The organism is Novosphingobium sp. BL-S-20 (assembly GCF_055521635.1).
This window is the reverse complement of the sequence record NZ_CM145494.1, coordinates 1,501,332-1,527,794: the sequence shown is the minus strand read 5'-3', so window position 1 is coordinate 1,527,794 and position 26,463 is coordinate 1,501,332. Positions and strand designations below refer to the sequence as shown.

Sequence of the window (26,463 nt, the reverse complement as noted above, 5' to 3'; positions counted from 1 at the left end):
CCTACTCCGCCTTTTGCCAACCGCCGCCGAGGGCGAGGAAGACCGCGATCTGATCGTCCACCAGTGCCGTCTGCGCCGCCGCATGGTTGACTTGCGCAGTCGCCAGCGCGCCTTGCGCGCTCAGCAGGTTCAGGAAATCGCTGCGACCGAAGCGGAACAGTTTGCCCGCCTGCTGCGCCGAAAGGCCCGCGCTGTCGCTTGCCCTGCCGAGTGCCTCGGCCCGGTCGGTATCGCGCGCATAGGTTTCCAGCGCCGTTTCGGTACTGCGCAGGGCATCCAGCACGGTCTGGTCGAACCGGGCGAGATCGGCCTCGACCTGGGCATTGGCCGCCTCGATCCGCGCCTTCACGATGGGGCGGTTGGGGAACGACCAGCTCAGCAGCGGCCCCAGGCTGAAGCCGAAGCTATGCGTCTTGCCGAAGTTCTCCAGCCTGCCGTCGTTGATAATGCCGCCGCCGATGCTGACCGTGGGATAGAGGTCCGCCGTGGCGACGCCGATGCGGGCCGTGTCCCCCGCGATCAGGCGTTCGGCCTGCCGGATATCGGGGCGGCGACGGATCAGCGCAGCGCCGTCGCCGATCGGCATCGGCTGCGACAGACGGGGCAGCGTCGCGCAGCGCTCGGCCTCCTTGGGGTACTCCGCCGGCGCCTTGCCGAGCAGCGTCGCGAGCAGATAGAGCGCCGACTGCCGCTTGGCGTAGAATCCCGGAAGATTGGCGCGGCTGCTCTCGACGGCGGTGCGGGCACGGCTAACATCGAAAGCCGTGCCGCGACCGCCGCGCTGCAGGCGGCCGGTGGCATCGAGCGTCTGCTGTTGCAGGGTGATGACCCGCTGCACCGTCGCGATCTGGTAGTTCGCCGCGCAAACATCGGCATAGGCCTTGGTCGTCGCCGCCGCGACGCTGATGCGCACGGCATCGCGCGCCGCTTCCACGGCCTCGCGGTCGGCCAGGCTGCTTTCGATGGCCCGCTTGATCTTGCCGTTGAGATCGAGCGGGTAGGACAGCGTCAGACCGATATTATACGTCAGCACGCCGGGTATGTCGGTTCCGGCGGACGGCGTGGAATAGTCCCGTTCGAGATTGCCCTTGGCGCCGAGCGCGGTGTTCAGCGCCTTCTGCCCGGTGGTCTCGCGCAGGACCGCGTCGGCCTTGCGCAAGTTGGCATCGGCGGCGCGGATGTTCGCATTCGCCGCCAGCGCCTGCTCGACGAGACCGTCGAGTTGCGGGTCGTCATAGAGGCGCCACCAGCGGTCGGGCAGCTCCGCCTGCGAGAACTCCGCCCCCTGCCCCGACACGAAAGCGCCGTTGGCTGCGGGCGTCGTCGCCGCTGAGTGCTCGGGCGGCGCATAGTCCGGCCCGGCAGTGGCGCAACCGGCCAGCAGCGCCAGGGCAACGAGAGAGGCTCCGTGGCGGATCACTGCGTAGCCTCCACGGCAGGCGTCTTCTGCTGCTGCGCGGCCTTGCGATCACCGGGCTGCTCGATGGTCACGGTCGCGGTGCGGCCGGAGATCAGGCTGACGTCCTTGGGCACCTGCGTCAGGCGCACGCGCACCGGGATACGCTGGGCGAGACGGACCCAGGTGAAGGTGGCGTCCACACTCGGTAGCAGGTTGCGGGAATCGCTGCGGGTGGTGTCGTTGATACCCGCCGCGATGCTTTCGACCACGCCCTTGAGCGGGCGATCCTCGCCCATCAGCACGACCGTGACCGGCGAGCCGACATGGATGTTGGCCAGCTTGGTTTCCTCGAAGTACCCCTCCACGCGGATGGAATCGCTGTCGATCAGGGCCATCGCCTGATTACCCGGCGCCACGTAGTCGCCCGGATGCAGGTCGAGGTTGGTGACGGTGCCGTTGACCGAGGCGTGGACATTGGTGCGGGCAAGGTCGAGCTTGGCCTTGTCGAGCGCGCTCAATGCCTGGTCCAGCGCAGCACGCGCGGTGGCGACGGCTGCGACGTTCTGCTCGTGGGTCTCGGTCGCCACGAGATCGCCAAGGGCAAGGTCGCGCTTGGCCTCGCGCTGGGCCTGTCCCAGCCGCGCCTGCGCGCTGGCCACGGCGGCCTGTGCCTGCTCCACCGCCAGCGAATAGCGCGGGCGGTCGATCACGAAGAGCAGGTCTCCGGCCTTCACCGTCTGGTTGTCCTTCACCTCGACCGAGGTGACGAGACCACCGATATCCGGCGTGACGCGCACGACATCGGCGCGGACGCGGCCGTCGCGGGTCCAGGGGCTGTCCTCGTAATGGCGCCAGAGCCAGATCGCGATGACGGCGGCGATGACGACGAGCACGGTGGTGGCAAGACTCGGGGCGATGCGGGCAAGAAAGCGCTTCATTGGCGGAAACCGATCATGGGGGAGGCCCAGACGAGAAGCCCGAGCACGAGAATGTAGAGGCACAGGTCCACCATCGCCCGATAGGCGAAGAGGCGGTAGAAACCGATGACATTGGCAATGCGCATCAGCACCAGGGTGATGATCGAGGCGACGATCGCAAGGACCAGCAGCGTGGGGAGGAAAACCCCATCGAAGGATATTTCGCCCCTCATGCCGGCAACTCGACCGGATGCGCGTTCCGCACGGGCGTGGAGGCCGGGAAGAGATTGCGGCGCAGGCTGACCAGCCCCAGCGCCCCCGCTCGGCTTAGCTGCGGGTCTTCGTCGTTCAGGACGGCGGTCATGGCAATGTCGATATCCTCAAGCAGGATGGGGTCGGCGGGCGCGGGCCGGTCGGGGTCGAGGCCCCGGTAATACTCGCCCACTTTCTGGAGAACTTCGGTCAGCGGCCCCCGCTTGGCGGGCGGCATGGCGAGGCGCAGTTCGCGTAGCTCGCCGATCGCCACGCCGGTGCGCAGATCGCGCAGCGCGTCGTAGAGCGGCGCGCCCGGCGAGCGTCCCGCCATGGCGAGGCGCGGGGCCAGCACCGCGATACGGTCGAGCATGCGGTTGATCCATGCGCGCACATCGGGCGGGCGCATCGCATTGGCGCGTTCCGCGATATCGGCCCAGCCCGCCCGGACCGTGCGGCGGATCGCGGCGTGGGTGCCGGTCGAGTTGAGCAGGCGGATGACGGTGATCGCGAAGAGAATCCCCACGAGCTGGGCGAATGCGCCGTTCACGAAACCGGCGAAACCGCCGACGTAACGGTCCGAAACAAGCACCGGCGAGCCCAGGCCCAGCAGCATCGGCAAGGCGATCCCGCCCCAGCGCGGGGACTGCATCAGCGCTCCCAGCATGAACAGCATCGGTGCCATGGCCGCCGCATACTCGCCGAACCCGTCGAGCCGGGGCATGAGCACGAAACCGTATAGCAGCCCGATCAGCGTCGCGATGAGCGTGCCGATGAAGAACGCCCGCAGAGGCGCCAGCGGGTCCGGCGCCGCCGCGAAGAGCGCGGTGAAGACCCCTGCCAGCATGATCGCCGTGGCGCCCTCGTGCCAGCCGGAGCCAATCCACAGTGTGCAGCCAAGAACGATGGTCAGGAAGGCCCCGATCGCACCGCGCGTGGCGCCGCCGACATCGACGTGCAGTTCGCGCCCGCGCCGACCTTCCACCAGTTCGGCCGCGCGCGGGCTGACCGGACGGGTGCTCGGCGTGCCGAGTTGCTCGGCGAGGATGCGGCAGTCGCGATGCGCGCCGATCAAGGCGGAAAGCCGCGAGAGCAGGCTGAGCAGGATCAGTTCGTTCCATGAAGCGTCCGGACCGACCGGCGGCTCCAGCGCGCGGCTGCGCTGCTGCAAGGCGACAGCAGCCTCCTCGCGCTCCGCCAGCGTCAGGGTATCCAGCCGCCCGAACCAGTCCCGCGTATCCGCAAGCAGTGTGGCAACCGCTTCGGGAACGGCATCGGCGGCATGAAGCTGCGCGATCCGGTCCGTCACCGCGGCGCCGAGCGGCATGATGAGCGAAAGCTGGTCCTGCAGCGCGCGCACGGTGCGGATACGCGGCGCGATCCGCGTGCTCTCGTAAGGGAGGTGGATCGAGAGCTGGTGCAGTTCGGTCACGTCGAGCGCAAGGCGCTGGCGCTCCTTGTCGATCGCCGGATCGGTTTCCAGCAGCAACGAATCGCTCGACCACCGCTCGGCATCGGCCAGAATGGTGGAGACCCGCTGCAACAGGAAGGCCGAGACCGAGCGCGGCAGCACCAGCGCATGGACGAAGCTGCCGCAGACGATGCCGATGGTGATCTCCTGCACGCGCAAGGTCGCAACGGTGAAGATCGTGTCCGGCACGTCGACGGTCGGCAGGACGATCAGCACGGCGGTATAGCCCGCCAGCACGAAGGCATAGGAGCGCGGCGTGCGGTCCAGCAGCGAGATGAAGACGCAGAGCGCCAGCCAGGCGCCGATGCCGAGAACCAGCAGTTCCGGCTTCTGCACCAGGTTCGGCACCAGAATGACCGCCATCCCCGCGCCGACGAAAGTGCCGACCACGCGGAACATCGCCTTGGACACCACGGCACCCGCCAGCGGCTGCGCGACGATATAGGAGGTGAGGAAGGCCCAGTAGGGGCGCTCCAGCCCGATCGACAGCGCGATATAGATGGCCAGCATCGAGGCCAGGTAGGCCTTCACGGAGAACAGCGCGGCGTCCAGTCCGAAACGCTTCGTCATTGCCGGGCGGCGCTTTCCGCAATGCGTGCGGCGATGCGATCAAGCACCCGCACGACAGTCTCGACATCTTCCGTTGGAATGCCATCGAGAAGGCTTGCACGCAACTCGATCAATCGCTTGTCGATGCGCCGGGCGGCGGCAACGCCTTCCTCCGTGAGGCAAAGGTTCTTGGCGCGCCGGTCGCTGTCGTCGGCGCGGCGCTCGACGAGACCGGCGTCCTCCAGCAAGTGGAGGGTCCGGACGAGCGAGGGTTCGGTCACGTTGATGACGCGTGCGAGATCGCCCTGCCGCACTTCGTCGCCGAGGCGGAGCAGGTGCACCAGCGCCCAGCCTGAGGAGTTGGAGACCCCCAGCGAGGAAAGCGCCGAATCGGCGAGTTGCTGCCATGAACGCGAAACCGGCCCCAGCCTTGCAGCCAGAGCCTTCTCGCTCGATTGTCGATCTTGCATGCAAGGGTAATTAGAGTGCTAACTAATCCACGCAAGATGGCTCCTCGTGGATATTATCGCATCACCGTTGCACTTATTGCAATGCAGCCCCCCGGTCATCGCCTTACCCACAAACGAAAAGAGAGGCGCGCCGCAAAGGACGCCCCCCTCTTCGCATTCATGGTCCGAACGGGATTTAGAAGTCGGCGGTAACGGTGAAGACCATCGTGCGCGGCGCACCGAGGAAGCCGTAGCCGCCCGAGATGCCGCCGATGTAGCGCTTGTCGGTGAGGTTGGTGACGTTGAGCGTGAAGTCCAGCGCCTTCAGCCAGTCGCTCAGGGCATCGCCCTTCACGCCGACGGTCAGGTCGGTCAGGAAGTAGTTCTCGGCCTGCCAGGCGTTCGAGGCGTTGACGTAGCGGTCGCCGGTATACTTGCCGGTCACGCCCAGCCGGACCGGGCCGTACTGGTAGTTCGCCGCGAGCACCCACATGTTCTTCGGAATGCCGGTCACGCGGTTTCCGGCGCGAATGCCCTGTTCCGCATCGAGTTCGGCATTGCCGGTCCCGCGATAGGTCGCATCGATATAGGTATAGGCGCCGTAGAGGTGCAGGCCGTCCACCGGGGTCAGACTGGCGAGCAGTTCGAAGCCCTGCGAGTCGATACCGCCGGCGTTGAAGAACTTGCCGTCGCCTTCGCCCAGGTAGTCGTTACCGGCCTGGGTCGAGTTCGGCACGAAGATCACCTGGTTGGAGAACTTGCTCTTGAACCAGGTGGCCGAAGCCTGGATCAACGGCGTGCTGTAGCGGACACCCGCCTCCCAGTTTTCCGCTGTCTCGGGCTTGATGCTGCTGAAGTCGGCGTCGTTGTATTCCAGCAAGGTGTCGGAGAGCGCCTTGTAGTTCTCCGAATAGCCGCCGAACACGTTCAGGCCCGCCATCGGCTCGATCTGGAGACCTCCCGAGAGCAGCACCTTGGACTTCGACGAGATGCGGGCATTGTCGCCTTGGCCGATCAGATCGATGCGATCGATGTGGTTGATGAACTGCTTCACGCCGAAGTTGGCCGTGACCGGGCCGAACTCTACCTGGTCCTGGACGTACCACTTGAAGGTGTCCTGCGGATACTTGCGGTCGTACTGGGTCCAGTAGGGCGTCGCGTCATAGGCCGGGCCGACGGCGGTGTCGGTGACATTGTGCCAGTCGCGCCATTCGCGGCGATGGGTGTCCTCGTACCAGAGACCGCCGCGCAGGGTATTGTCGAAAGCGCCGAAGCCCATCTTCCATGCGGCATTGGCCGTGCCGCCAAGGCGGTCCTTGCGGTAATGGGTGTGGCGATAGGACTGCACCGCGATCGCGCCCGCCGCATAGCACGAGGGATCGTAATTGGGGTCGGTGGTGCCGCCGTAAGGATAACCGATCGACCCCGTGCAACCCGCACGCGGGCTGAGCGCCACGCCGCTGGCATCCACGAAGTAGATCGAGCCGAGCGGCGAACCGCCGCGCACGGTGCCGGTGCCCGAGATTTCGCTCTGGGGATTGCCCGCCCCGTCGTTGGTCACGTCGACCACGTATTGCGGCGCCCAGTCACCGCGCCCGGCCATGTCGTGGTAATAGACGGTGGCATCGAGATCGATGGAGTTCGCGATCTTCGTCTCGGCCTTGAGATAGGCGAAGAAGTTCTCGCGGTGCGTCGCCCAGACCTGACGATAGGCCTGATCCTGATAGGGAACGCCGGTCCAGACCCCGACGAGACCGTCGCTGTTCGGATTGGCCGCGAACTGAGCCGCCGAGTAAATCTGGTCGTAGTTGTTCTCGTGCGCCTTGTCCCAGTCTACATAGCCGGTGATCTTGACCGGGGTATCGACGATGAACTTGGCCGCCACGTTATCGCGCCAGTTGTCCGCCGAACCCTCCATCCAGTCGGAAGCCTGCTGGTGCGAGTAGGATATCCAGGCTCGGGTCGTGCCGTTCAGCATCGTGCCGGTATCGAAGCGGCCATAATAGCGGCTCGCATCGAAATCGCCCACCGAACCGGAGAGACGCAGACGGCGTTCGGCCAGCGGGTCCGACGTGACGAAGTTGATCGTGCCGCCCAATGCCTCGTTGGAGAGCGAACCGATGTCGGCAGTACCCTGGAATACCTCAACCGTACCGATGTTCATGGTATCGACGAAGCGGTTGGCCTTGGCGCCGCCGCCATAGCCCGAACCGCCGTTGGGCAGGCCGTCGATGGTCAGGCCAACCTGCTGCGTGTCGAGGTTGGTCTGATAGCCGCGTACCGAGATCGTGGTCGACCAGTCGTCGAAACCGAAGGCATCGCCCTCGTTCACCTGCACGCCCGGAAGCGTATCCACCAGATCGAGCGCCGAGACCAGCGGCGGCTGCTGGGTGATGAGATCCTCGGTCAGCGCCGCATTGTTGTAGGTCGTGCGCTGGCCGGTGACGACGATGGCTTCCCCGTCGAACTCACCTGCGGCGCTGTCCGCCGGTGCTTCCTCGGCAAAGGCCGGAGCCGCGAGTGCCAGTGCGGCCAGACTGGTGCCGACGAGATAGAAATTGCGAATGGTCGATGCGCGCATCGTGGTTCCCCTGAAGACCGTATTGCGGCGCAGCATGTGACTGATATTTCTGACTTCCCGTGGTCAGTTCGAGGGCATTTCGATGGCGTTACGATGACCGTCGAATGACGATCGCGCGCTGGACACAAAACGGACACGGACGGGGTGGCGCGCCCCGGTGGAGAGCGCTAAGTCCCTGCAAATGCCTATCGTCTCCCGGAGAATGCCCTTGCGCCGACCGATCCTCGCCCTCGGCCTGTCCGTTGGTGTGCTTGCTGCCGCCCTCGCTTCCGGTCAGTCGGTTGCAGCGCAAACGACAGCCTTGGCGGAGCGGACCGCAACCGCGAACCCGCCGCGCGTCGAGCAATCGGCAAGCACTCGCCATGCCATGGTTGCGGCCGCCAATCCGCTGGCGGTGAAAGCCGGTGTGGACGTGCTGAAGGCGGGCGGCTCGGCCATCGATGCCGCGGTTGCGATTCAGGCGGTTCTCGGTCTGGTCGAACCGCAAAGCTCCGGCCTCGGTGGCGGCGCCTTCATGGTCTACTACGACGCCAAGACCCGTAAGGTGACGGCCTACGACGGGCGCGAGACCGCTCCCGCGGGCGCGACGAACCGCCTGTTCCTAGACGAGGACGGCAAGCGCCTGCCCTTCATGGAGGCGGTTCTGGGTGGTATCTCGACCGGCGTCCCCGGCGCGGTCGCCATGCTCGACATGGCGCATCGCGAACATGGCAAACTACCTTGGGCCGGGCTCTTCAACGAGGCACACATATTGGCTGAGGACGGTTTCATCGTCAGCCCGCGTCTCGCCGGTATGATCGCCAGCAAGGCCCCGCAGGCTTCCGCGCCGGATGCGAAGCGCTATTTCACCAAGGCCGACGGCACGGCTTACGTCGCCGGAGACCGACTGAAGAATGCGGACTACGCCCAGTCGCTGGAACGGATCGCGAAGTACGGTGCCTCGGGCCTGCTGACCGGCCCCCTCGCCCAGAAGATCGTCGACCGGGTGCACGAAGGGCCGCGCCCGAGCACGCTCTCGCTGGCCGATCTGGCGAACTACCGACCGCATGCCAGCGCCGCGCTCTGTCAGCCCTACCGCCTCTACCTCGTCTGCACGCCGCAGGCGCCATCAGGGGGCCCCGGCCTGCAAATTGCGCTCGGCGTGCTCGAACACACCGATATCGACAAGCGCAATGCCTCCGACGAGAAGGCTTGGTTCGAGTTCGCCCAGGCCAGCCGCCTCGCCTATGCCGACCGCGACCGCTATGTCGGCGATCCGGCCTTCGTGAAAGTGCCGCTGGAAGGCCTGCTCGATCCCGAATACCTGAAGAGCCGCGCCGCCGAGATCGGCGAAAGGGCCGGGCCGGTGGCGTCCGGCATGCCCAAGGGGGCGCCCGAGGTCGGACCGGACGCGACCGACGAACCGGGCGGCACCAGCCACATCGTTATCGTCGATGCGCAGGGCAATGCCCTGTCGATGACCACCACGGTCGAGAACATCTTCGGGTCCGGCCGCATGGTCGGCGGGTTCTTCCTCAACAACCAGCTTACAGACTTCTCGTTCAATCCCACCGACGAGGACGGCGCCAAAGCGGCCAATGCGCCCGCGCCAGGCAAGCGTCCGCGTTCGACGATGGCACCGACGATCGTGCTGACGCCGAAGCACAAGTTCGTGGCGGCAGCGGGATCGCCCGGCGGCTCGGCGATCCAGGCCTACAATCTCAAGGTGCTGGTCGCCATGCTCGACTGGAAGATGGCGCCGCAGCAGGCCGTCTCGCTGCCCAATCTCGTGGCCAAGGGCGACAGCTATAGCGCCGACAAGTTCCCGCAGCCGATCATGGATGCCCTTGCCGCGCGGAACATGCCGCTTTCGACGTCCAGAGGTGAGGAATCCGGCCTGCAGGCGATCATCACCATACCGAAGGGCTATCTGGGCGGTGCCGATCCCCGCCGCGAGGGCGTCGCGCGGGGGTTCTGAACCCGGTTCACCTTTCCTCGCGTTGAAAATGCCATAGAGTTCCCCTAGGGGCCGCTGCCTTTCAACCAGGGAAACGACATGCCGGGCGATCAAGACGAACAGATCGAGGGACGGGCCGAGGCTGCGGCCATCCGCTCGACCACGGGCAGCCTCGGCCTCATGGCGGCGATCGCACTGGTCATGGGCAACATGATCGGGTCCGGGGTGTTCCTGCTACCCGCCAGCCTTGCCCCGTTCGGCTGGAACGGGGTGATCGGCTGGTTCGCCACGATCACCGGCGCGCTGGTTCTCGCCTATGTCCTCAGCCGCCTGACCCGCGCCCGACCGCAAGCTGGCGGGCCTGCCGGTTTCGTCACCGATGCCTTCGGGAAAAGGACCGGCTTCTTCATCAGCTGGATCTACCTCGTCTCGCTCTGGACTTCGGTAGTGACCATCGCCGTGGCCACCGTCTCCTATCTTTCGAGCATGGTACCGTTCCTCGGGCGCGGCGAGCATGTTCCCGCCTTGGCCGCGATCGCGCTGCTTTGGCTGATGACCTTGGTCAACTTGCGCGGCACCCGCGCGGCGGGCCAGTTCCAGATCGTCACGCTGGCGCTCAAGGTGATCCCGCTGCTGGTGGTGATCGTGCTGGCCGTCTACGTCCTGTCGAGCGGCAAGGCGCAGCTTCCCCGCTTCGACGCCTCGCTCGTCCATACCGGCGCCATCAACGGCGCTGCGACCCTCACGCTCTGGGCCTTGCTCGGCTTCGAATCCGCCAGCGTCGCCGCCGCGCGCGTGCGCAATCCCGAGGTCAACGTCGCGCGCGCCACGCTCTGGGGTACGGCGCTAACCGGCGTGCTCTATCTCATGGTCTGCTCGGCCATCGCCTTGCTGCTGCCGAGCGACCTCGCCGCGCACTCGGCCGCGCCTTTCGCCACTTTCGTCGCCCGCTTCCTCGACGGAGACGTCGCCACCCTCGTCGCAGTCTTTGCCGTCATCAGCTGCATCGGCGCGCTCAACGGCTGGACCCTGCTCCAGGCCGAGATGATGCGCGACATGGCCGCGCGCCGCCTGCTGCCGCAGTGGTTCGCCGAAATCGATGCGCAGGGCACCGCCCGCCGCGCCCTGTTGACGTCCGCCCTCGTCGCCAGCTTCTTCGCGGCGATGAACGCTAGCCGGACGATGCAGGCGCTGTTCGAATACCTGCTGCTGCTCTCCACGTCCGCGACGCTCTGGCTCTATCTTGCCTGCGCGCTGGCGGCGCTGACGCTGGGCGTTGCCCGTATTCCGGCGCTGATCGGCGCGCTTTATGCGCTCTGGACCCTGTGGGGCGCCGGGATCGGTGCCAGCGGGCTGAGTTTCGTGCTCATGGTTCTGGGCCTGCCGATCTGGCTCTGGCTGAAGCGTAACGAAGTCGATTGATCGCTTGGAGAACGACATGACGAAGTCCTACGATGCCGTCATCATCGGCGGCGGCCACAACGGCCTCGTCTGCGCGTTCTACCTTGCCCGCGCGGGGCTGAAGGTCCGCATTCTGGAGCGCCGCGATGTGATCGGCGGGGCTGCCGTGACCGAGGAGTTCCACCCTGGCTTCCGCAATTCGGTGGCCAGCTACACCGTCAGCCTGCTCCAGCCCAAAGTCATCGCCGACATGCGGCTGGCCGACCATGGCTACCGCGTGATCGAGCGTCCGATCTCCAACCTGCTGCCGCAGGAAGACGGCGGCTACCTCAAGCTCGGCGGCGGGCTGGAGCGCACCCAGGCCGAGTTTCGCCGCTTCTCCGCCCACGATGCCGAAGTGCTGCCCGTCTATTACGATGCGCTGGAAACCGTCGCCGAAGTGCTGCGCGATCTGGCGCTGAAATCGCCGCCCAACGCCGGTGACGGCTGGCGCGGACTGATCGACGCGGCGCTTCAGGGCCGCAGGCTAACGGGCCTTTCCCTCGAAGCGCAGCGCGATGTGCTGGACCTCTTCACCAAGTCCGCGCGCGGGCTGCTGGACGGCTGGTTCGAATGCGAGGCGGTCAAGGCCGCCTTCGGCTTCGACGCAGTCGTCGGCAACTATGCCTCGCCCGATACGCCGGGCAGCGCCTATGTCCTGCTGCACCACGTCTTCGGCGAAGTGAATGGCAAGAAGGGCGCATGGGGCCACTCGGTCGGCGGCATGGGCAATATCACCCGCATCATGGGCGAGGTCTGCCGCAAGCTGGGCGTGGAGATCAGCCTTGAAAGCCCGGTGGATCAGGTGCTCGTCGATGGCGGCAAGGTCGCCGGCGTGCGGCTTGAAAGCGGCGAGGAAATTGCCGCCACCCGCGTGATCGCCAATGTCGGACCCAAGCTGCTCTACGGCAGGATGATTGCGGAAGGCGACCTCACCCCCGATTTCCGGCGCCGCATGAAGGGTTTCAAGACCGGCAGCGGCACGTTCCGCATGAACGTGGCGCTTTCCGAACTGCCGAAGTTCACCTGCCTGCCCGCGCCGGGCGAGCATCACCAGTCCGGCATCATCATCGCGCCGACGCTCGACTACATGGACCGCGCCTTCCTCGATGCGAAAGTCCATGGCTGGTCGAGGAAGCCGATCGTCGAGATGCTGATCCCCTCGACCGTGGACGACAGCCTCGCACCCGAAGGCCACCATGTCGCCAGCCTGTTCTGCCAGCAGTTCGCCCCTGAGCTTCCCGATGGGCGTGACTGGGATGCCGAAGAAGACAAGGCGGCAGACACCGTGATCGACACGGTGGAGGAATACGCGCCGGGCTTCCGCGCCTCGATCCTCGGGCGACAGGTGCTCAGTCCCAAGGGGCTGGAGCGCAAGTTCGGCCTCGTCGACGGGGACATCATGCACGGCAACCTGACGCTCGACCAGATGTGGTCGGCACGGCCAGTGCTGGGGCACGGCGCCTATCGCGGGCCGATCAAGGGGCTCTACATGTGCGGCTCCGGCACGCACCCCGGCGGCGGCGTGACCGGCGCGCCGGGGCACAATTGCGCGCATGAGGTAATCGCGGACACCAAGCGCTGGGGCGGCCCCTACAGTCGCTTCCTGTAGTCCACAGCCTGCGAAAACATAGCAACACACATCCGTCATCCCCGCGAAGGCGGGGGTCCCGCTTTTCTTGCGTAACACGAGAGGTCGCAGAAGTAAGCGGGACCCCCGCCTTCGCGGGGGCGACGGTGGATATTACGCTACTGCCCGTAAAACCCCCGCTTCGTCCCTCCTCCGGGTCGCCCTGCCGATTAGCGACAGACCTATTGCCCAGCTGTTGGTTTGTCATTGCGATCCGAACTCCTTCGTGACCGGCCTCAAAGGCGAAAAACCAAGGCAGTTCGGCGGGTTGCGACAAAATGGGAAGACGGTTTGCCTGACACTCTCACACTCGACGCGCGGCGCAGGTCCGATGCCATTTCGGTTGCGCGCGTCATCTGCATCCTCGGCGTCGTCTATGTCCACGCCTGGACCGGCCTTACCGGATACGACCTCCAGCTTGCCCACGGCACCCCGCAGGAGAACTTGCGCTGGGTGCTGATGGATGTGTTCGGACGCAGCGCCGTTCCCCTGCTCGGGCTAATTTCCGGCTGGCTGGTCGCGGGATCGAGCCGCACCTTCGACTGGGCAAGCCATGTCGGCCGCAAGGCGAAAACGATCCTGCTGCCGATGGTGCTGTGGAACGCGCTGGCGATCCTGCTGGTCTCCGGCGCGGCCGTCGCGACGCGGCTCGCCGCGCCGACGCCGCAGTCGCTCGACTGGGTCTTCCAGGAAGTGTTCATCGCCAGCCGCAATCCGGACATCAACGTCCAGATGCCGTTCCTGCGCGACCTGTTCCTCTGCATGATGCTGGCCCCGCTGCTGGTACGCTGCGGCAAGCGCACCTTGCTTGCGGTGGCGCTGATCGCGGCGGTCTGCCAGATCGCGGGCTTCGGGCCGCCGGTGTTCATGCGCGCCTCGATCCCGTTCTTTTTCACCCTTGGCATCATCGCCCGGCGCGAGAACCTGTCCGACCGGATCGCCGAATGGCCGCTGGCCATGGCGTTGGCCCCGTTCGCCGTGCTGACCGCCGTGCAGCTCTACTTCACGCTGGTGGTGGACGCATCCCCGATCAGCCTCCCGGCCGCGACGCTCGACCTTGCCGTGCGCATCTCGGCAGCGCTTGCCTACTGGCGCATTTCCTGGAGCGTTGCCGGAACCGTGGTGCGCAAGCCGCTGCTCAGGATCGAGCCTTTCGCGTTCTTCCTGTTCTGCTCGCACCTGATCCTGATCTGGCTGGGCGGGCCGCTGCTGGGCAGGCTGTTCGGGACGCTCGGCTCGCCGCTCTACCCGGTTTATCTGGTCGCCCAGCCGCTGATCGTGCTGCTGACCGTCGTCCTGCTGGGCACCCTGCTCAGCCGCGCCGCGCCGGGACCCGCGCGTATCCTCAGCGGGGGACGGCTCAGCGGAAAGAGACTGGCGGCAGCCTGAGCCGCCAGTCTCTCAAGGCTCACTTCCCGGCGAGATCCCGGTAGAGGCTGAGGTAGTAGGTGATCCCCGGCCGCACGTTGAGCAGCGGCAGCCGTTCGTTGAGGCCGTGGGCGAACTCGTCGGAGTCCTTCATCATCGAGGCGCTGGCGCTGTAGCTCGGCACGCCGAGGGCGCGATACCACATCGAATCCGAAGCGCCCGAGGCCTGCGAAGGGATGATCGGGATCGGCCCCCAGGCCGCCGTCACTGCCTTGCGCGTCGCCGCCACGAAGTCCGGCCGCATCGGCGAGGCGGGCGACATCGTCGAGGCATCGCCGGTCACGTCGGAAAACTTCGCGGCAGGCATCTGCGCGACTTTCTCCAGTTCTGCCATGATCTCCTCGCGGGTGTGGCCGGGGAAGATGCGGCAGTTGATGTTCGCCGTGGCGCGCTGCGGCAGGGCGTTCTGGGCATGGCCTCCCGAGATCATCGTCGGCACGCAGGTCGTGCCGGTGCGGCCGACCATGGAGGGATTGGCGCGCAACACCTTGAGCGCCGCCTCGTCGTTCGGATTGGCCGCGAACGCGCGCATGGCGCCAGCCAGCGTGGCATCGGGTTCGAGCTTCGCCGCCTCCACCCAATAAGCGCGAGTGATGTCGTTGAGTTCGGGCTTGAAGTGATAGTGGCCGATCCGCTCCAATACCTCGGAAAGCTGGACGATCGCGTTTTCCGTGCGCGGCGCGGAGCTATGGCCGCCGGGGTTGGTCACTTCGATCTGGTAGTCGACGTAAGTCTTTTCCGCCCCGCCCCAGGACCAGAACGCGGGCTTGCCGGTCTTCTCCGACAGGGTGCCCGACGATCCGTCGACATTGAGCACGAGTTCGGCATTCTTCAGCCGCTCGGCGATCAGCTTCGAGGTTGCCATCGAGGTTTCCTCGTCGCCGGAATAGGCGATGACCAGGGTGCGCTTGGGCTTGAAACCCTGCTTGCGCAGTTCGATCATCGATTCCATCGCCAGCACCGCTTCGAACTTGGTGTCGCTGGCACCGCGTCCGTAGAGGTAGCCGTTCTCGACGACCGGGGTGAAGGGATCGCGCTCCCAGTCGGCGGGCTTGGCCTCGACCACATCCATGTGCGCGGAGACCACCAGCGGCTTCAGCGAGGGATCGCTGCCCGGCCAGGTGGCGATCAGGTAGGCCGTGTCCTTGTGGGGCACGATCTCGATGTCCCTGGCGTCCCAGCCGTTCTCCAGCAGTTCCTTGCGGAAGAGTTCCGCGACCTGCTGCGTCTGGTTGCCTTCACCTTCGACCGAGCGCAGCGCAATGGCCTGCTTCGAGACTTCGAGAACCTGCTTCTCGGCCTCGGGATAGGCCTTGGGCGCGGCCTGGGCGCCGGTGGACACCGCGAGAATTGCGCCGAGCGTGAAGACGGTGGATGCGATGACCCGCATAGATATTTTGCCCCCTGAAATTTGAAGAATTAGTGCGATCCGAAGTTTGTGTCTGGCCGGAACCGATGGAGAATCGGGTCCGGCCTCGGCACATTGTCGCAATCAGTGAGCAGGCGCACCTGTTTTGCGCGGATCAGCCCAGATCGAGCGCTCCGGTCAGATCGCCCGGCGCCACGCCGCCTGCCGCGACCATGGCCTCCTCGCGCATCTTCAGGCCTTCCAGCTTCTCCAGCCCGAAACGACGGGTGAGGAAGCGGGCGATCGAGCCGGTGTCATAGATCGTGTGATCGACCGCGCCCTTCTTCGCATGGGGCGAGACGATGACGGCGGGAATGCGCGTGCCCGGTCCCCAGCGGTCGCCCTTCGGCGGCGCAACGTGATCCCACCAGCCGCCGTTCTCGTCGAAAGTAATGACGACCAGCATCTTCTCCCACTGCGGGCTGGCGCGAAGGCCGTCGATGACGGCGGCGATATGGCGATCGCCCGCGTCAATGTCCGAGTAGCCCGCATGCATGTTGAGGTTGCCCTGCGGCTTGTAGTAGCTCACCGCAGGCAGCTTGCCTGCCTCGGCATCGGCGAGGAACTTGTTGGTGCGCGCGGTGCTGCCCTCGCCACCGTCGCGCAGGAACTTCGCGCGGTCGGCGGTGCCGGGGGCGAAGCGGCCGTAGTAGTTGAACGGCTGGTGGTGCGGCTGGAAGTTCGGGCGCGAGGGGAACGAGGCGTCGTTCATGTGGCCTTCGAGCGCGGCGTTCCACCCGCCCGCGTACCAGGCCCAGTCCACGCCTTTGGCCGAGAGCATGTCACCGATGGTCTTGTGCTGCTGCGGCACCAGCGTGTGCGAACTGGCGGCATTGGCATAGCCGGGCTTTTCCGCGTCGAGTTCGTAAGTCGGCGCATAGGGCGGCAGCATCGTGTTGACCGCCCAGAAGTCCGGCGAGAGCGTATTGGCGCCGAACACCGCCGGACCGTCGAGCGCGCTGGCAGGCGTCTTGGGGTCTACCTTGAGCCGCGTGCCCTTGGGGTCATTGCCTTCAAGCTTCGCAATGCGCTTGGCGGCGGGGCTCTTGTCGGCATGCGGGTAGAACGGCGGCTGCGCGGCGATCAGGTACTGGTGGTTGAGGAACGAGCCGCCGAACGCGCCCATGAAGAAGTTATCGCAGAGCGTGAATTCGCGCGCGATCTGCCACATGCGGAGCTGCGCGCGCATGTCGCCATAGTGGCCCATGACCAGCGCACCGCTGTCCCCCCAGGCGACGAACTGGTCGTTGGCGCCGCCGTTGATCTGCATCTGGTTGTGGTAGAACGCATGGACGAGATCGCGGGTGACGAGGCCGTGCGGCAGCGGATCGCCCTCGGGCGTCTTGAGCGCGAAGGGACCGTTCGGGATCGGCGCAAGGTCGTCCGGGCCGATCTGGTATTCGGCATGCTCAACCACCTGCTTGGAGGGCACAAGGCCTTCCCAGATTTTCGGCAGACGTTCCATCACCTTGCCGTCGCGGTCGCGCTGACGGGTGCGCTCGGCGGGGACTTCTGCCAGCGGTTGCTGGAGACCGGGGAAGTCGGCGAAGAGGTTGTTGAAGCTGCGGTTCTCCGCGAAGATCACCACGACCGTATCGATCGCCTCACGCAGCTTCGCATCGCTGACCGGACGCGACGACGAACCCTTGGCCGGGCGCGCCTCGGCGCTCTCCACCGTACCACCGGCAACGGCCGCGGCACCAATCGCAGCGGCAAGACCGCCGAGGAAGTCGCGGCGGTCCGGACGCACGACCGGGTTCTCGGCCTGTGGTTCGGGAAGATCGGAATCGGTCATGGAGGTTCCTTGGGGAGATATGTTTCCGGCTGTTTGCTGTCTCGATGGAGAGACGTCAACCATTCAGGATATCCTGTATCATCGCCGAAGCAGGTCTCCATGTGAAATGGGCGCCCCGACAGAACCGGAACGCCCATTTCGTCATTGCAGGAACCTTCAGGCCTTGGCGAAGCGCCGCTCGTTCCACTTCACCGACAGGCCCTCGCTCGTCGTGCCCGCGGTGGTGCGCTGCGCGATCGTGCCCATGAAGTGCCACTCGCCGCGGACCTGTTCCGGCGTGAGTTGCAGCGAGACATAGCCCCGGCGGCTGGTATCGGCATAGGCCAGCCCCGGATTGGCGCCGCGCAGCGCCTTGGCCAGATCGGCGGGCGGGACCGAGGGCAAGTATTCCTCGTAGCCCGGCGAGGTAACCGAGTGCCCGGCATATTCGACACCCGCAGGCGTGCCATCGACCGAAAGCTCGCTGCCCCAGGCATTGTGGCTGTCGCCCGCGAGGACCACGAGGTTGCAGTCCGCCTGACGGGCCGCGCGCAGCAGACGTTCGCGCGCGGCGGGATAGCCGTCCCACGAGTCCATGTTGAACGGCAGGCCCACTTGCGAGGCGGCGGCGATGGCCATCAGCGCCTGACGTACTTTGGGATCGCCGCTCGCCGGAACGAGGTCAGCCATTTGCGGCGGCGCCTTGAGCGAACCCATGACGACCTGCTGCGCCAGCACCTGCCAGCGCGTGCCGGACTTCGCGGAATCCACCAGCCCCTTGTTGAGCCACGCCTCCTGCGTTGCGCCCATCAGCGTACGGTCGGAGGACATCCACGGCCCGTCGCGGAACTGCATGAGAGCCTTGGCGATCTCCGCTTGGCCGCCCTTTGCGGCTCCTGCCATGACCGCGCCGAAATCGAGCTGCTCCATGCGGCCGGTTATGCGCGTTTCCGGGCGGAACAGCGTCGCCAGCGAGCCGATCTGGAAGCTGTCGTAAAGCGCATCCGACACCGGCATCCATTCGCGATAGGCCTTCTCCGCCGCCGCGCGGCGCACCGACCATTCGCCTTCCTTCTCCGGCTGGTGGTTTTCGGCCCCGCCCTTCCAGGTGTCGTTGGCGAATTCGTGGTCGTCCCACTGGGCGATCATCGGGAAGCGCTGGTGGATGCGGCGAAGATCGGGGTCGAGGCGGTAGCTGGCAAAGCGCAGGCGGTAATCGGCCAGCGACACCGTCTCGTTCTGCGGCTCGATCGGGCGGCCCGCCATCGGATTGTCGGGATAGTGCCCGTATTCGTACTCGTAGAAGTAGTCCCCGACATGGACGATCAGGTCGAGATCGTCGCGCGCCGCCGCATGGGCATAGGCGTTGAACCAGCCGAACGGCATGTTCGAGCAGGAGAACAGGCCGATGCCGAAACGATTGACCTCACCCACCGGCAGGGTGCGCGTGCGGCCAACCTCGCTCTTCGTGCCGTCCGGCGCGATGAAGCGGTAGAAGTACCACTGCCCCGGCGTCAGCCCCGAAACCACCAGCTTGGCGCAGCTGTCGTGCGCGGGCGAGGCGATCACTTCGCCGCCGCTTGCCACCTTGCGGAAACTCTCGTCCGCCGAGACCTCGCAGCGCAGTTTCGTATCGCCGCTGCCGACATAGCGGGTCCAGAGCAGGACAGAATTCGCGGCAGGCTCACCGCTCGCCACGCCGTGGGTAAAGCCGCGCGCGGTGAGGATCTGGGCGACGCCGGGTGTCGAGAGCGCTGCAAGGCCGAAGGCGCCTGCCTTGAGCAGCAGGCGGCGGTCGAGTTGAAGGGTCATGGATTATCCTTGAGTCTGGTCGGTCAGTAGCGCGCGGTGAACTCGATGCCGTAAGTGCGCGGTTCGGCGGGGATGAAGGTCGGATAGCCGAACGAACCGCCGGTATTGCCTGCGTCGAGCAGGTACTTCCGGTCGGTCAGGTTGCGGGCGTAACCGGCGATCTGGAACTTGCCGTCCATCAGCGAGACGCCGCCGCGAACATTGATCTGCGTGACCGGCCCCTGGCTGGTCACCTCTCGGTTGGGAATCTCGAAGTAGATCTTGCTGCGATAGGTGACGCTGGGCGTCAGGAACACGCTGGTGCTCTGGTTGACCGGCAGGTTGAGGTTGAAACCGGCGGCCCATTGCCACTTGGGCTGGAGGCGGAACTGGTCCCCGGCGTAGACGCCGTTGGCGGCCTTGTCGTCAATCCCGCCGCTGATGAAGCCGACGTTTCCGAAAGCGCTCAGCCAATCGGTGAAGCGCGCCTCAAGTTCGGCTTCCACGCCGAGGTTGGAGGCCGAACCCGCGCTCTCGGTACGGGCGACGCCGGTTGTCGCATCCAGCACCGAAACCTGGAAATTGCTGTACTTGTCGTAATAGACGCCGAGCGAGCCGGAGAACATGCCGACCGAGCCCTTGATGCCAGCCTCGTAGTTCCAGACCGTCTCCGACTTGATGAGGTCGAGATCGGCCACCGGCCCTCGTGCGGCGGAGAGCTGGACCACCGGCGAGCGGCGACCTTCCGAGATCGTCGCGTAGAGGTTAAGGTTCTCCGTCAGGTGATAGAGCGCATTGAAGCGCGGCAGCACCGCAGCATAGGACTTGCGGGCGTAGAACGTCTGTCCGCCGGTGTCGACCAGCGGCAGCAAAGGCTGGCCATAGACCGGGGCGTTGGGCTGATAGGCAGAGTAGCCCGAGCGGCGCTTCTCGATCAGCACACGCGCACCGGCGGTCAGTTCCAGTGCAGTCACGGGCTTCCAGGTCACGTCGCCGAACATCGACCACGACTGGTTGCGGCCTTCATTCTTGTACCAGCTCGAATAGGGCACCGCGGTATAGGCACCGCCGGTCAGCAGCGAGGTCGCCCGTCCTGCCGTGACGGTGTTGTCGGCCGCCACGCAGCCGAGGCCGGGGATCAGGTTGGCGCTGCACTGGAGGTACGTGCCGACTTCGGACGACATCGGCACGTACTGGTAGCTGTCCTCGATGAAGTAGTTCCACCCGAACGAGGCGCGCCACTGGTCGTCGCTATAAGTGAAGCGGCTTTCGTGGCTGGCCTGCCAGCCCTTGGCGCGTTCGGCGAATTCGAGATACCAGGCGGCGGAGCCATCGGCGTCGAACACTTCCAGCGCATCGAAGTGACGGTAGCCGTTGACGGTGGTGAAGTTCCAGCCCTCCGCAAAGTCCCATCCCAGTGTCAGGTTGGCGTCATAGACATCCCGGTCGAGGCCGAGCTTATCGGAACCGAGAACTTGTGCGGAAAGCGGCGAGCCGCCGAGATAGGCCGCGTCGTAAAGCCCGTTGACCGAAGTGGAACCGAGGTTTTTCGAGAGGAACGGCGTGCCGGAATTGCGCTGGCGATCGTAAGTGAAGACAAAGTCCGCGGTGAAGTCGCTGGTCGGCGTATAGCGCAGCGACCCGCGCAGGCCGAGCTGGTCCTGCGCATAGAGATCGTCCTGACCCGGTGCGAGGTTCTCGATATAGCCGTCGCGCTTCTTCCATTGCCCGGCGATGCGCGCGGCGATCACGTCGTTGCCCGCATTCACGAAGCCTTCGACGCGGGTCGCATCGAGGTTGCCGTAGGCCCCCGTCAGCGAGGCCGAAGTGCCGGCCTGCGGCTTGGCCGATACGAAACTGATCGCGCCGATCGTGGCGGCGGTGCCGAACAGCGTCGCCTGCGGCCCCTTGACCACTTCCACGCGGTCGAGATCGTAGATGCCCTGATAGGCCCCGCGCGAGCGCGAGATATCGATGCCGTTATAGTAGAGCGTGACGCGCGGACCCTGCTGGGCTGAGCCGCTGTCCGAGGTGATGCCGCGAATGACGAAACCGGGATTGTTGGCGCTCTGCACCTGGACATTGAGGCCCGGAACGTAGTTCGACAGTTCGCCGATGTCGGTCACGCCCAGTTCGCGCATACGCTCGCCGGTCTGCACCGAGAGCGTGATGGGAACGTCCACCGCCCGCTGTTCGATCTTCTGGGAGGTGACGATGATGGTATTCTGATCGGTACTTTCGGCCGTTTCCGCTTCGGCTGCGTGAACTGTCGCAGGTAGCCCTGCAAGGGCGGTTCCCGCGAGCAGAGCTGCGGTGCAAGTACCGAATTTCATTACCGTTTCCCCTGAGCGAATGCGCTTACGGTTCGGCGGGTTACGAGCGATAAATGAAGATTGGATGGCGTTCCCGTGACGGTTTTATGCCGCTCGCTTCGTCAGGCGCCATGCCGCCGCACCGCCATAGGCAAGGGCCAGTGCGGCAAGCCCCGCGAGATAGGGTGCGACATCTCCCAGACCGGCCCCCATTTCATTAAAGCGCACGAAGGCCTGCACGCCCCATGTTGCGGGAGAGAGATGGGCAAGGCCCGATACCCAATCCGGCATGGAGGAAAGCGGCCAAGCCGCGCCGGCCAGGAAGAACAGCACGATCGAAGTCGGGATCAGCACCTGCAAGGCCCGCTCGGCGCTGTCGAACAGGCTGCCGAGCAGCAGGCCAAGCCCGGAAACGGCAGCGGCGAAAAGCGGAACGGCGACAAACAGCCCCACCATGTTTCCGGCGCGCGGCACATCCTGATACCAGAATATCCAGCCGAAATAGAACATCGCCGCCAGGCAGCCGATCAGCGCCAGAGCGCACCATGCACCGAAAAACTCCGGCAGTGTGAGCGGAGCGGCTTGGCCATTCCGGACCCTGGCCAGCTGCCCCGCTGCCAGCATCGCGGTGCCGAACAGCAGCGTCTGCTGAAGAATGATCGCCGACACGGCAGGGAATACGTAATCCGCGTAGCCTTCCCGCGTGTTGAACAATGGCCGCTCTACAACCGTAATGGGTGCCCGCAGATGCAGCCCTTGAGCCAGCGGTCCCAGCCGCTCGGTCGCAGTGGCCAGAGCGGCTGCCTGAACGGCACCGCCGATATCCCTGGCCCGGATCAGGTAAGTCCCGTTGACCCAGATACCGATCCCTCCGCCCGGTGCGCCGGTAAGCAAGCTGCGGGTGAAGCCTCTCGACAGCAGCAGGATGCCGTCGGCCTGGCGGTTGCGGACCTGCTCCTCCGCCTCGCGGATCGACGCCGCCTCTGTTACGATCCGCACTTCCCGAAGGTCGGAGAGCTTGCGGACGAGCGCCCGCGTCAGATCGCTGCGTTCCTCGTCCACCACTACGACAGGAAGCTGGCGTGCGGTCTGCTGTGCGTAAGGCGCCGGATAATAGAAGCCGTAGAGCACGACGGCCAGAACGACGATCGAGGCCAGCGCAAAGGTGGACAACACGGCCCTGAAGACCGAAGCGAAGCCTTGCGCGAACGTCACGCAGCCGGCTCCGCCCGGCGCAGCAGGAACAGACAGAGGCCCAGCGGTACCAGCAGATAGAGCGACAGAATGGCCATTTGTGGCAGCGCCACGAATACCGGTGCGCCAAGGAACTGGTCCATCTGCAAGCGCAGGTAATGGGTGAAAGGCAAAGCCTCGCTCCAGCCGCGCGCGAAAGCGGAGCCGCCGTTCAGCGGCAAGGTTCCGCCGGAATAGGCGAGCGCCGACCCCGCATAGAGCGCGGTGGCCGAAAAGGCGAAGCTCGGCTTGCGCGCCGCAATCACCAACAGGGCGGAAATCGCGGAGGTTCCGGCGAATAGCAGGCTCTGCGCGACAAGGGTCAGGAGCAGACTGCCGTTCATCGTCCAGCCGCGAATGCCGACCAGCCAGATCATCCAGACCATGCCCCAGATCGAGATTGCCGCGACGTAGGGCAGCAGCTTCCCCGCCAGCGCTGGAAGGCCGCCGCCGGTCTCGGCCTTCCAGCGCGCGAGCGACCGTCCCTGCAACTCTCGCGCCATGGCCATCACCGCGACGCAGCCGGTCAGCAAATGAAGCACGGCAGGCTGGATCAGCGCCTGCAAGTACCACTCGAAGCTGGCCTGCGGATTGAACAGGATCGTAGCCTGGACGACCGGCGGGCGAATGCGGATCGCTGGAAGCCCCCTTGCCCGCGCTGCGTCCAACCCGCGCTCTATCAGCACGGCGTCCACCGCCGCGCGAATGCCGGATTGCGCGCTGCCGCCGATCGTCAGAAACGACGCGTTGTAGAAAATCTGGATCGCCGGCGTCGTCGCGCGCTCCAGTCCATTGCCCACACCGCGCGGAATGCGCAGGATCGCCCAGACCTGCCCTTCCCGCGCCAATCGCTCGGCCGCAACCATGCTTTCCGGACGCGCGGCAATGGCTACCGCCGGGCTTGCCGACACGGCGCGAACAATGGCGCGACTGAGCGTGCCGTTATCCTCGTCTACCACCGCAACCGGCAAGGCGCGCGGCACCCCGGCAATCAGCATCGCCGCCACGATCAGGATCGCTAGGGCCGGAAACAGGGTGAGCATTCCCAAGTCCCAGCGATCCTGCCGAAGATGGCCGAGTTCACGGCGCAAGGCAGACCGGAAACCGGTTCGGAACGAGGTCATTGCGGCCAGTCGAACAGCACGCTCATGCCGGGACGCAGATCTCTCACCGGCTCGGCAGGACGAAGCCTGATTTCGAAACTGCGCACATCGAAGCCCGAGGATTGCCGGGTCGCGCGCCAGGTCGCGAAATCGCCCTGCGGGCTGATGTAGGTCACGCGGAAGCGGACCTTACGGCCGTCCAGAGCGGGAATCCGTCCGATGAACTCCTGGCCCTTGCGCAACGCATCGAACTGATCCTCTCGCACGTTGAGCGAGACCCAAGGATGGGCGATATCGATGATCTGGAACACCGGGACAGCCGGAGCGACGATCTCGCCCGGCTCGGCCAGCCGCCGGGTCACTTCGCCGCCGATCGGTGCCACCAGCGTCTTTTCGGCAGCAAGCGCATCGGCGATGAACACGCCGCCTTTCGCCACCTGCACTTGCGCCTGCGCAGCCGCCTTTTCCTCCGAGCGCGCGCCGGACTGGGCCTTCAGATATTGCAACTTCGCTGCCTCGGCCTGACGAGCGCTGGCGTCACGCGCGGCGCGGGCCTCATCGCGGCGCTGCGCGGCGATCACCCCTTCCGCATAGAGATTGTCCGCCCGCCGTGCCGTAACGGCGGCAAGGTCCGCTCCCGCCTGCGCCGCCTGCCAGACCGCGCGCAGCGATTCCACGTCCTCCTTGCGGGCGCCGCTGTCGGCAAGATTGCGCATGGCTTCGGCGCCCGCAAGCGCGCCCTGCGCCTGTTGCCGTCCGCCGTCAATCTCCGGACTGGAGAGCACTGCCAGCACCGTTCCCGCCGTCACCGTTGCGCCTTCTTCGGCCAGCAGGCGCTCGACCCGCGCCAGCGCCTTCGTGGCGACGTTGACCTCATCGGCATCGACCATGCCCTGCAACTGGTCCGGCGCGGGCCTCGCGGCGATCCACAAGCCGAGAAGGAGCAGGATCGCCAGCAGTATCAGTCCCGCCACCAGCAGGCGAAACCTGCCGCGCGCTGCCGGGGGCGCCTGCTCGACTTCGCTCATGGTGCGGTGATCCTGTCGGGACGGAGGAGGTAATCGCGGAAGCTTTCGCCCCGGTTGCTGGCCGCCAGCAAGACGGCGAGAGCGACGACATATTCATAGGCAGAAGCGATCCGCTGCGTCTGGGCGAGCGAAAGCACATTGCGCGCATCGATCAACTGGCTGGCGGTATCCTCGCCTTCGCGAAAACCGATTTCGTGGACGCGCAGGTTCTCTTCGGCGGCTTTCATGTTGCTGTCCAGCAGCAGGAAGGAGCGGCGCGCAGTCTCGACCAAGTTGTAGGCACGGCTGGTCTCGATCTCGATGGTCTTCTGCGTATCCCGCGCAGCATTTTCCGCCGCACTCTGCCGCGAGCGCGCAGCATCGAGCGTGTCGCGGCGGTCGATGTTGGACAGCAGGGTGAAGCGCAAACCGAGGCCGACGATCCAGTCCGGATCGACCGGGATCGCATCGCTGCGGTTGAAATTGTACGACCCGAACGCAAAAGCCTGCGGCCTCATGCGTGACCTGGCAAGATCGACGCCCGAACCGGCAAGATCGCGCGCCGCTTCCGCCGCACGCATCTGCGACTGTCCCGGCGAAGTCGCGCTGGCGAGGAAATCGTCCAGCGGTTCAAGGCCGCTACCGTTTACGAAAAGCGGCGTCGTCGGCGTCACGCCGCCACCCGCATCGAGCAGGCGGGCCAGCGAGTCCGAGGCGTTGCGCTCTTCCATGCGCGCCCGTTCGAGCGCGCGCTGCGCAGCATCGCGGGCCACCTGCACCTCCAGAACGCGCGAACGCGGGATGACGCCCTCCCGGAACAGCGTCTGCGCATTGGCGAGATGCCTGTCGAAAGCATCGCGCGTACCGGTCGCGGAGGTGAGCAGCGCGGCGGCCAGTTGCTGGCCGAAGTAACTCTGCACCAGCCGCACTTGCGACAGGTCCTGCGCGCCCGCCTGCTTCGCCCGCGCCAGTTCCGCGCCGGCCTCCGCCCCGTGCTGGACCGCCGGGATCGCCCCGCCCGAATAGAGCGGCATGACCGCCGTGACATTGGGCCTGATCACCGTCTGCCGCGCGCGGAAATCGAGTTCGTCGGGAATCTGCGAGAGCAGTCCGGGAAGCGCCTCGCCCACGCGCCCGGTCACTTGCTGGACGATGCCGGAGAACTCGGACGGGAACTCTCCGGGCAGGCCTTCGAGGAACTGTCCTGCAGCATTGCTGAAGCTGTCCTTCTGCCCGGTCAGGTCGACCGAAAGCGATTTCTGATAGGCAATCACAGAAACCGAAGTGGATACGACCGGTCGGTTCAGCGCCTTGAGCGCATGAGCGGTCGATTCCGCCGCGTTCAATTCGTCCGAAGCGGCGCCCAGTGCGAAAGACACACGGTCCAGCCGCTGACGTGCTGCATCGAAAGACAAAGCCGCAGGGATATTCTCGTCCTGAACAGCTTCTTTACCACGATCCTGCCCGAAAGCAGAATTCGGACAAGCAGCCAGCATCGCAAAGACACCGGCCCAGACTACTACAGTTCGATTTCGAAAATCGCTGCCGTCAATCATGGTTCACCACAAATGGGACCTGCAACGAATTACATATTTCCCCTTGAACGAAAAGAAATTTCGATCAATGTTCCGGTCCGTGGTCAGGGTAAATCGAATCGCGAGTTGTCGCGATATGAAAAAGGACCCCATTTCGTCACCACGCCCGAACACAGCCTAATGCTTGCCAATAGGGTTCGGCATCTGCGCTACTTTTCGCAAACGATACATTTTCCAGAAGTACGGAT

General features: G+C 65.5%; 18 protein-coding genes. 4 read left to right on the top strand and 14 right to left on the bottom strand.

The window, feature by feature from the left end; all coding sequences use genetic code 11:
* Position 1 precedes the first annotated feature (1 nt).
* The 6 genes from ACZ1II_RS15030 to ACZ1II_RS15005 form a co-directional block, all read right to left on the bottom strand.
* Positions 2-1,417, bottom strand: coding sequence for an efflux transporter outer membrane subunit (locus ACZ1II_RS15030; RefSeq protein WP_465147307.1), 1,416 nt, complete (start codon positions 1,415-1,417; stop codon positions 2-4).
* Positions 1,417-2,337: an efflux RND transporter periplasmic adaptor subunit gene (locus tag ACZ1II_RS15025; RefSeq protein ID WP_465147161.1), complete on the bottom strand. Its 921-nt coding sequence runs from the start codon at positions 2,335-2,337 to the stop codon at positions 1,417-1,419. Before ACZ1II_RS15025 ends, ACZ1II_RS15030 begins: the two co-directional genes overlap by 1 nt.
* Positions 2,334-2,549 carry a DUF1656 domain-containing protein gene (locus ACZ1II_RS15020; RefSeq protein WP_465147160.1) on the bottom strand — a complete coding sequence of 72 codons (216 nt, stop codon included), beginning with the start codon at positions 2,547-2,549 and terminating at the stop codon, positions 2,334-2,336. Before ACZ1II_RS15020 ends, ACZ1II_RS15025 begins: the two co-directional genes overlap by 4 nt.
* Entirely contained in the window at positions 2,546-4,609 is a 2,064-nt protein-coding gene (locus ACZ1II_RS15015) for an FUSC family protein (protein WP_465147159.1), read from the bottom strand. The genes ACZ1II_RS15020 and ACZ1II_RS15015 overlap by 4 nt, the downstream gene beginning before the upstream one ends.
* Positions 4,606-5,058 carry a MarR family winged helix-turn-helix transcriptional regulator gene (locus ACZ1II_RS15010; protein WP_465147158.1) on the bottom strand — a complete coding sequence of 151 codons (453 nt, stop codon included), beginning with the start codon at positions 5,056-5,058 and terminating at the stop codon, positions 4,606-4,608. The genes ACZ1II_RS15015 and ACZ1II_RS15010 overlap by 4 nt, the downstream gene beginning before the upstream one ends.
* Positions 5,059-5,233: 175 nt before the next feature.
* The gene (locus tag ACZ1II_RS15005) at positions 5,234-7,618 is read right to left on the bottom strand and encodes a TonB-dependent receptor domain-containing protein (protein ID WP_465147157.1); all 2,385 of its coding nucleotides are present in this window, start codon (positions 7,616-7,618) and stop codon (positions 5,234-5,236) included.
* A 202-nt stretch (positions 7,619-7,820) separates the two neighbouring features.
* Here ACZ1II_RS15005 and ggt point away from each other — a divergent pair, with 202 nt between their 5' ends.
* The 4 genes from ggt (at position 7,821) to ACZ1II_RS14985 (ending at position 14,013) form a co-directional block, all read left to right on the top strand.
* Entirely contained in the window at positions 7,821-9,575 is a 1,755-nt protein-coding gene (gene ggt / locus ACZ1II_RS15000; protein ID WP_465147156.1) for a gamma-glutamyltransferase, read from the top strand.
* A 78-nt stretch (positions 9,576-9,653) separates the two neighbouring features.
* Complete coding sequence (locus tag ACZ1II_RS14995) at positions 9,654-10,976, top strand: amino acid permease (RefSeq protein ID WP_465147155.1); 1,323 nt, start codon at positions 9,654-9,656, stop codon at positions 10,974-10,976.
* Positions 10,977-10,992: 16 nt separating this feature from the next.
* The gene (locus ACZ1II_RS14990) at positions 10,993-12,606 is read left to right on the top strand and encodes a phytoene desaturase family protein (protein ID WP_465147154.1); all 1,614 of its coding nucleotides are present in this window, start codon (positions 10,993-10,995) and stop codon (positions 12,604-12,606) included.
* 309 nt (positions 12,607-12,915) lie between these two features.
* The gene (locus ACZ1II_RS14985; protein WP_465147153.1) at positions 12,916-14,013 is read left to right on the top strand and encodes an acyltransferase family protein; all 1,098 of its coding nucleotides are present in this window, start codon (positions 12,916-12,918) and stop codon (positions 14,011-14,013) included.
* Between the two features lie 19 nt (positions 14,014-14,032).
* Here ACZ1II_RS14985 and ACZ1II_RS14980 read toward each other — a convergent pair whose 3' ends face one another.
* The 8 genes from ACZ1II_RS14980 to ACZ1II_RS14945 all read right to left on the bottom strand — a co-directional run bounded on the left by ACZ1II_RS14980 (position 14,033) and on the right by ACZ1II_RS14945 (position 26,059).
* Complete coding sequence (locus ACZ1II_RS14980; RefSeq protein ID WP_465147152.1) at positions 14,033-15,442, bottom strand: M20/M25/M40 family metallo-hydrolase; 1,410 nt, start codon at positions 15,440-15,442, stop codon at positions 14,033-14,035.
* Positions 15,443-15,575: 133 nt separating this feature from the next.
* Positions 15,576-17,255: an acid phosphatase gene (acpA, locus tag ACZ1II_RS14975; protein WP_465147151.1), complete on the bottom strand. Its 1,680-nt coding sequence runs from the start codon at positions 17,253-17,255 to the stop codon at positions 15,576-15,578.
* A gap of 156 nt (positions 17,256-17,411) precedes the next feature.
* The gene (locus ACZ1II_RS14970) at positions 17,412-19,046 is read right to left on the bottom strand and encodes an alkaline phosphatase D family protein (RefSeq protein WP_465147150.1); all 1,635 of its coding nucleotides are present in this window, start codon (positions 19,044-19,046) and stop codon (positions 17,412-17,414) included.
* A 23-nt stretch (positions 19,047-19,069) separates the two neighbouring features.
* Positions 19,070-21,358 carry a TonB-dependent receptor gene (locus tag ACZ1II_RS14965; protein WP_465147149.1) on the bottom strand — a complete coding sequence of 763 codons (2,289 nt, stop codon included), beginning with the start codon at positions 21,356-21,358 and terminating at the stop codon, positions 19,070-19,072.
* Positions 21,359-21,442: 84 nt separating this feature from the next.
* The gene (locus ACZ1II_RS14960) at positions 21,443-22,552 is read right to left on the bottom strand and encodes an ABC transporter permease (protein ID WP_465147148.1); all 1,110 of its coding nucleotides are present in this window, start codon (positions 22,550-22,552) and stop codon (positions 21,443-21,445) included.
* Positions 22,549-23,613 carry an ABC transporter permease gene (locus tag ACZ1II_RS14955; RefSeq protein WP_465147306.1) on the bottom strand — a complete coding sequence of 355 codons (1,065 nt, stop codon included), beginning with the start codon at positions 23,611-23,613 and terminating at the stop codon, positions 22,549-22,551. Before ACZ1II_RS14955 ends, ACZ1II_RS14960 begins: the two co-directional genes overlap by 4 nt.
* A gap of 77 nt (positions 23,614-23,690) precedes the next feature.
* A complete protein-coding gene (locus tag ACZ1II_RS14950; protein WP_465147147.1) occupies positions 23,691-24,701 on the bottom strand; it encodes an HlyD family secretion protein in 1,011 nt (336 codons plus the stop codon).
* Entirely contained in the window at positions 24,698-26,059 is a 1,362-nt protein-coding gene (locus ACZ1II_RS14945; RefSeq protein WP_465147146.1) for a TolC family protein, read from the bottom strand. The genes ACZ1II_RS14950 and ACZ1II_RS14945 overlap by 4 nt, the downstream gene beginning before the upstream one ends.
* Positions 26,060-26,463: the final 404 nt, after the last annotated feature.

Excerpts from the sequence above, each read along its gene's own strand:
- ggt (WP_465147156.1), top strand. The coding sequence starts at position 7,821 with ATGCCCTTGCGCCGACCGATCCTCGCCCTCGGCCTGTCCGTTGGTGTG.
- ACZ1II_RS14995 (WP_465147155.1), top strand. The coding sequence starts at position 9,654 with ATGCCGGGCGATCAAGACGAACAGATCGAGGGACGGGCCGAGGCTGCG.
- ACZ1II_RS15020 (WP_465147160.1), bottom strand. The coding sequence starts at position 2,549 with ATGAGGGGCGAAATATCCTTCGATGGGGTTTTCCTCCCCACGCTGCTG.
- ACZ1II_RS14970 (WP_465147150.1), bottom strand. The coding sequence starts at position 19,046 with ATGACCCTTCAACTCGACCGCCGCCTGCTGCTCAAGGCAGGCGCCTTC.
- ACZ1II_RS14950 (WP_465147147.1), bottom strand. The coding sequence starts at position 24,701 with ATGAGCGAAGTCGAGCAGGCGCCCCCGGCAGCGCGCGGCAGGTTTCGC.
- ACZ1II_RS15005 (WP_465147157.1), bottom strand. The coding sequence starts at position 7,618 with ATGCGCGCATCGACCATTCGCAATTTCTATCTCGTCGGCACCAGTCTG.
- ACZ1II_RS15025 (WP_465147161.1), bottom strand. The coding sequence starts at position 2,337 with ATGAAGCGCTTTCTTGCCCGCATCGCCCCGAGTCTTGCCACCACCGTG.
- ACZ1II_RS14990 (WP_465147154.1), top strand. The coding sequence starts at position 10,993 with ATGACGAAGTCCTACGATGCCGTCATCATCGGCGGCGGCCACAACGGC.
- ACZ1II_RS15010 (WP_465147158.1), bottom strand. The coding sequence starts at position 5,058 with ATGCAAGATCGACAATCGAGCGAGAAGGCTCTGGCTGCAAGGCTGGGG.
- ACZ1II_RS14955 (WP_465147306.1), bottom strand. The coding sequence starts at position 23,613 with ATGCTCACCCTGTTTCCGGCCCTAGCGATCCTGATCGTGGCGGCGATG.
- ACZ1II_RS15015 (WP_465147159.1), bottom strand. The coding sequence starts at position 4,609 with ATGACGAAGCGTTTCGGACTGGACGCCGCGCTGTTCTCCGTGAAGGCC.
- ACZ1II_RS14980 (WP_465147152.1), bottom strand. The coding sequence starts at position 15,442 with ATGCGGGTCATCGCATCCACCGTCTTCACGCTCGGCGCAATTCTCGCG.
- ACZ1II_RS14965 (WP_465147149.1), bottom strand. The coding sequence starts at position 21,358 with ATGAAATTCGGTACTTGCACCGCAGCTCTGCTCGCGGGAACCGCCCTT.
- acpA (WP_465147151.1), bottom strand. The coding sequence starts at position 17,255 with ATGACCGATTCCGATCTTCCCGAACCACAGGCCGAGAACCCGGTCGTG.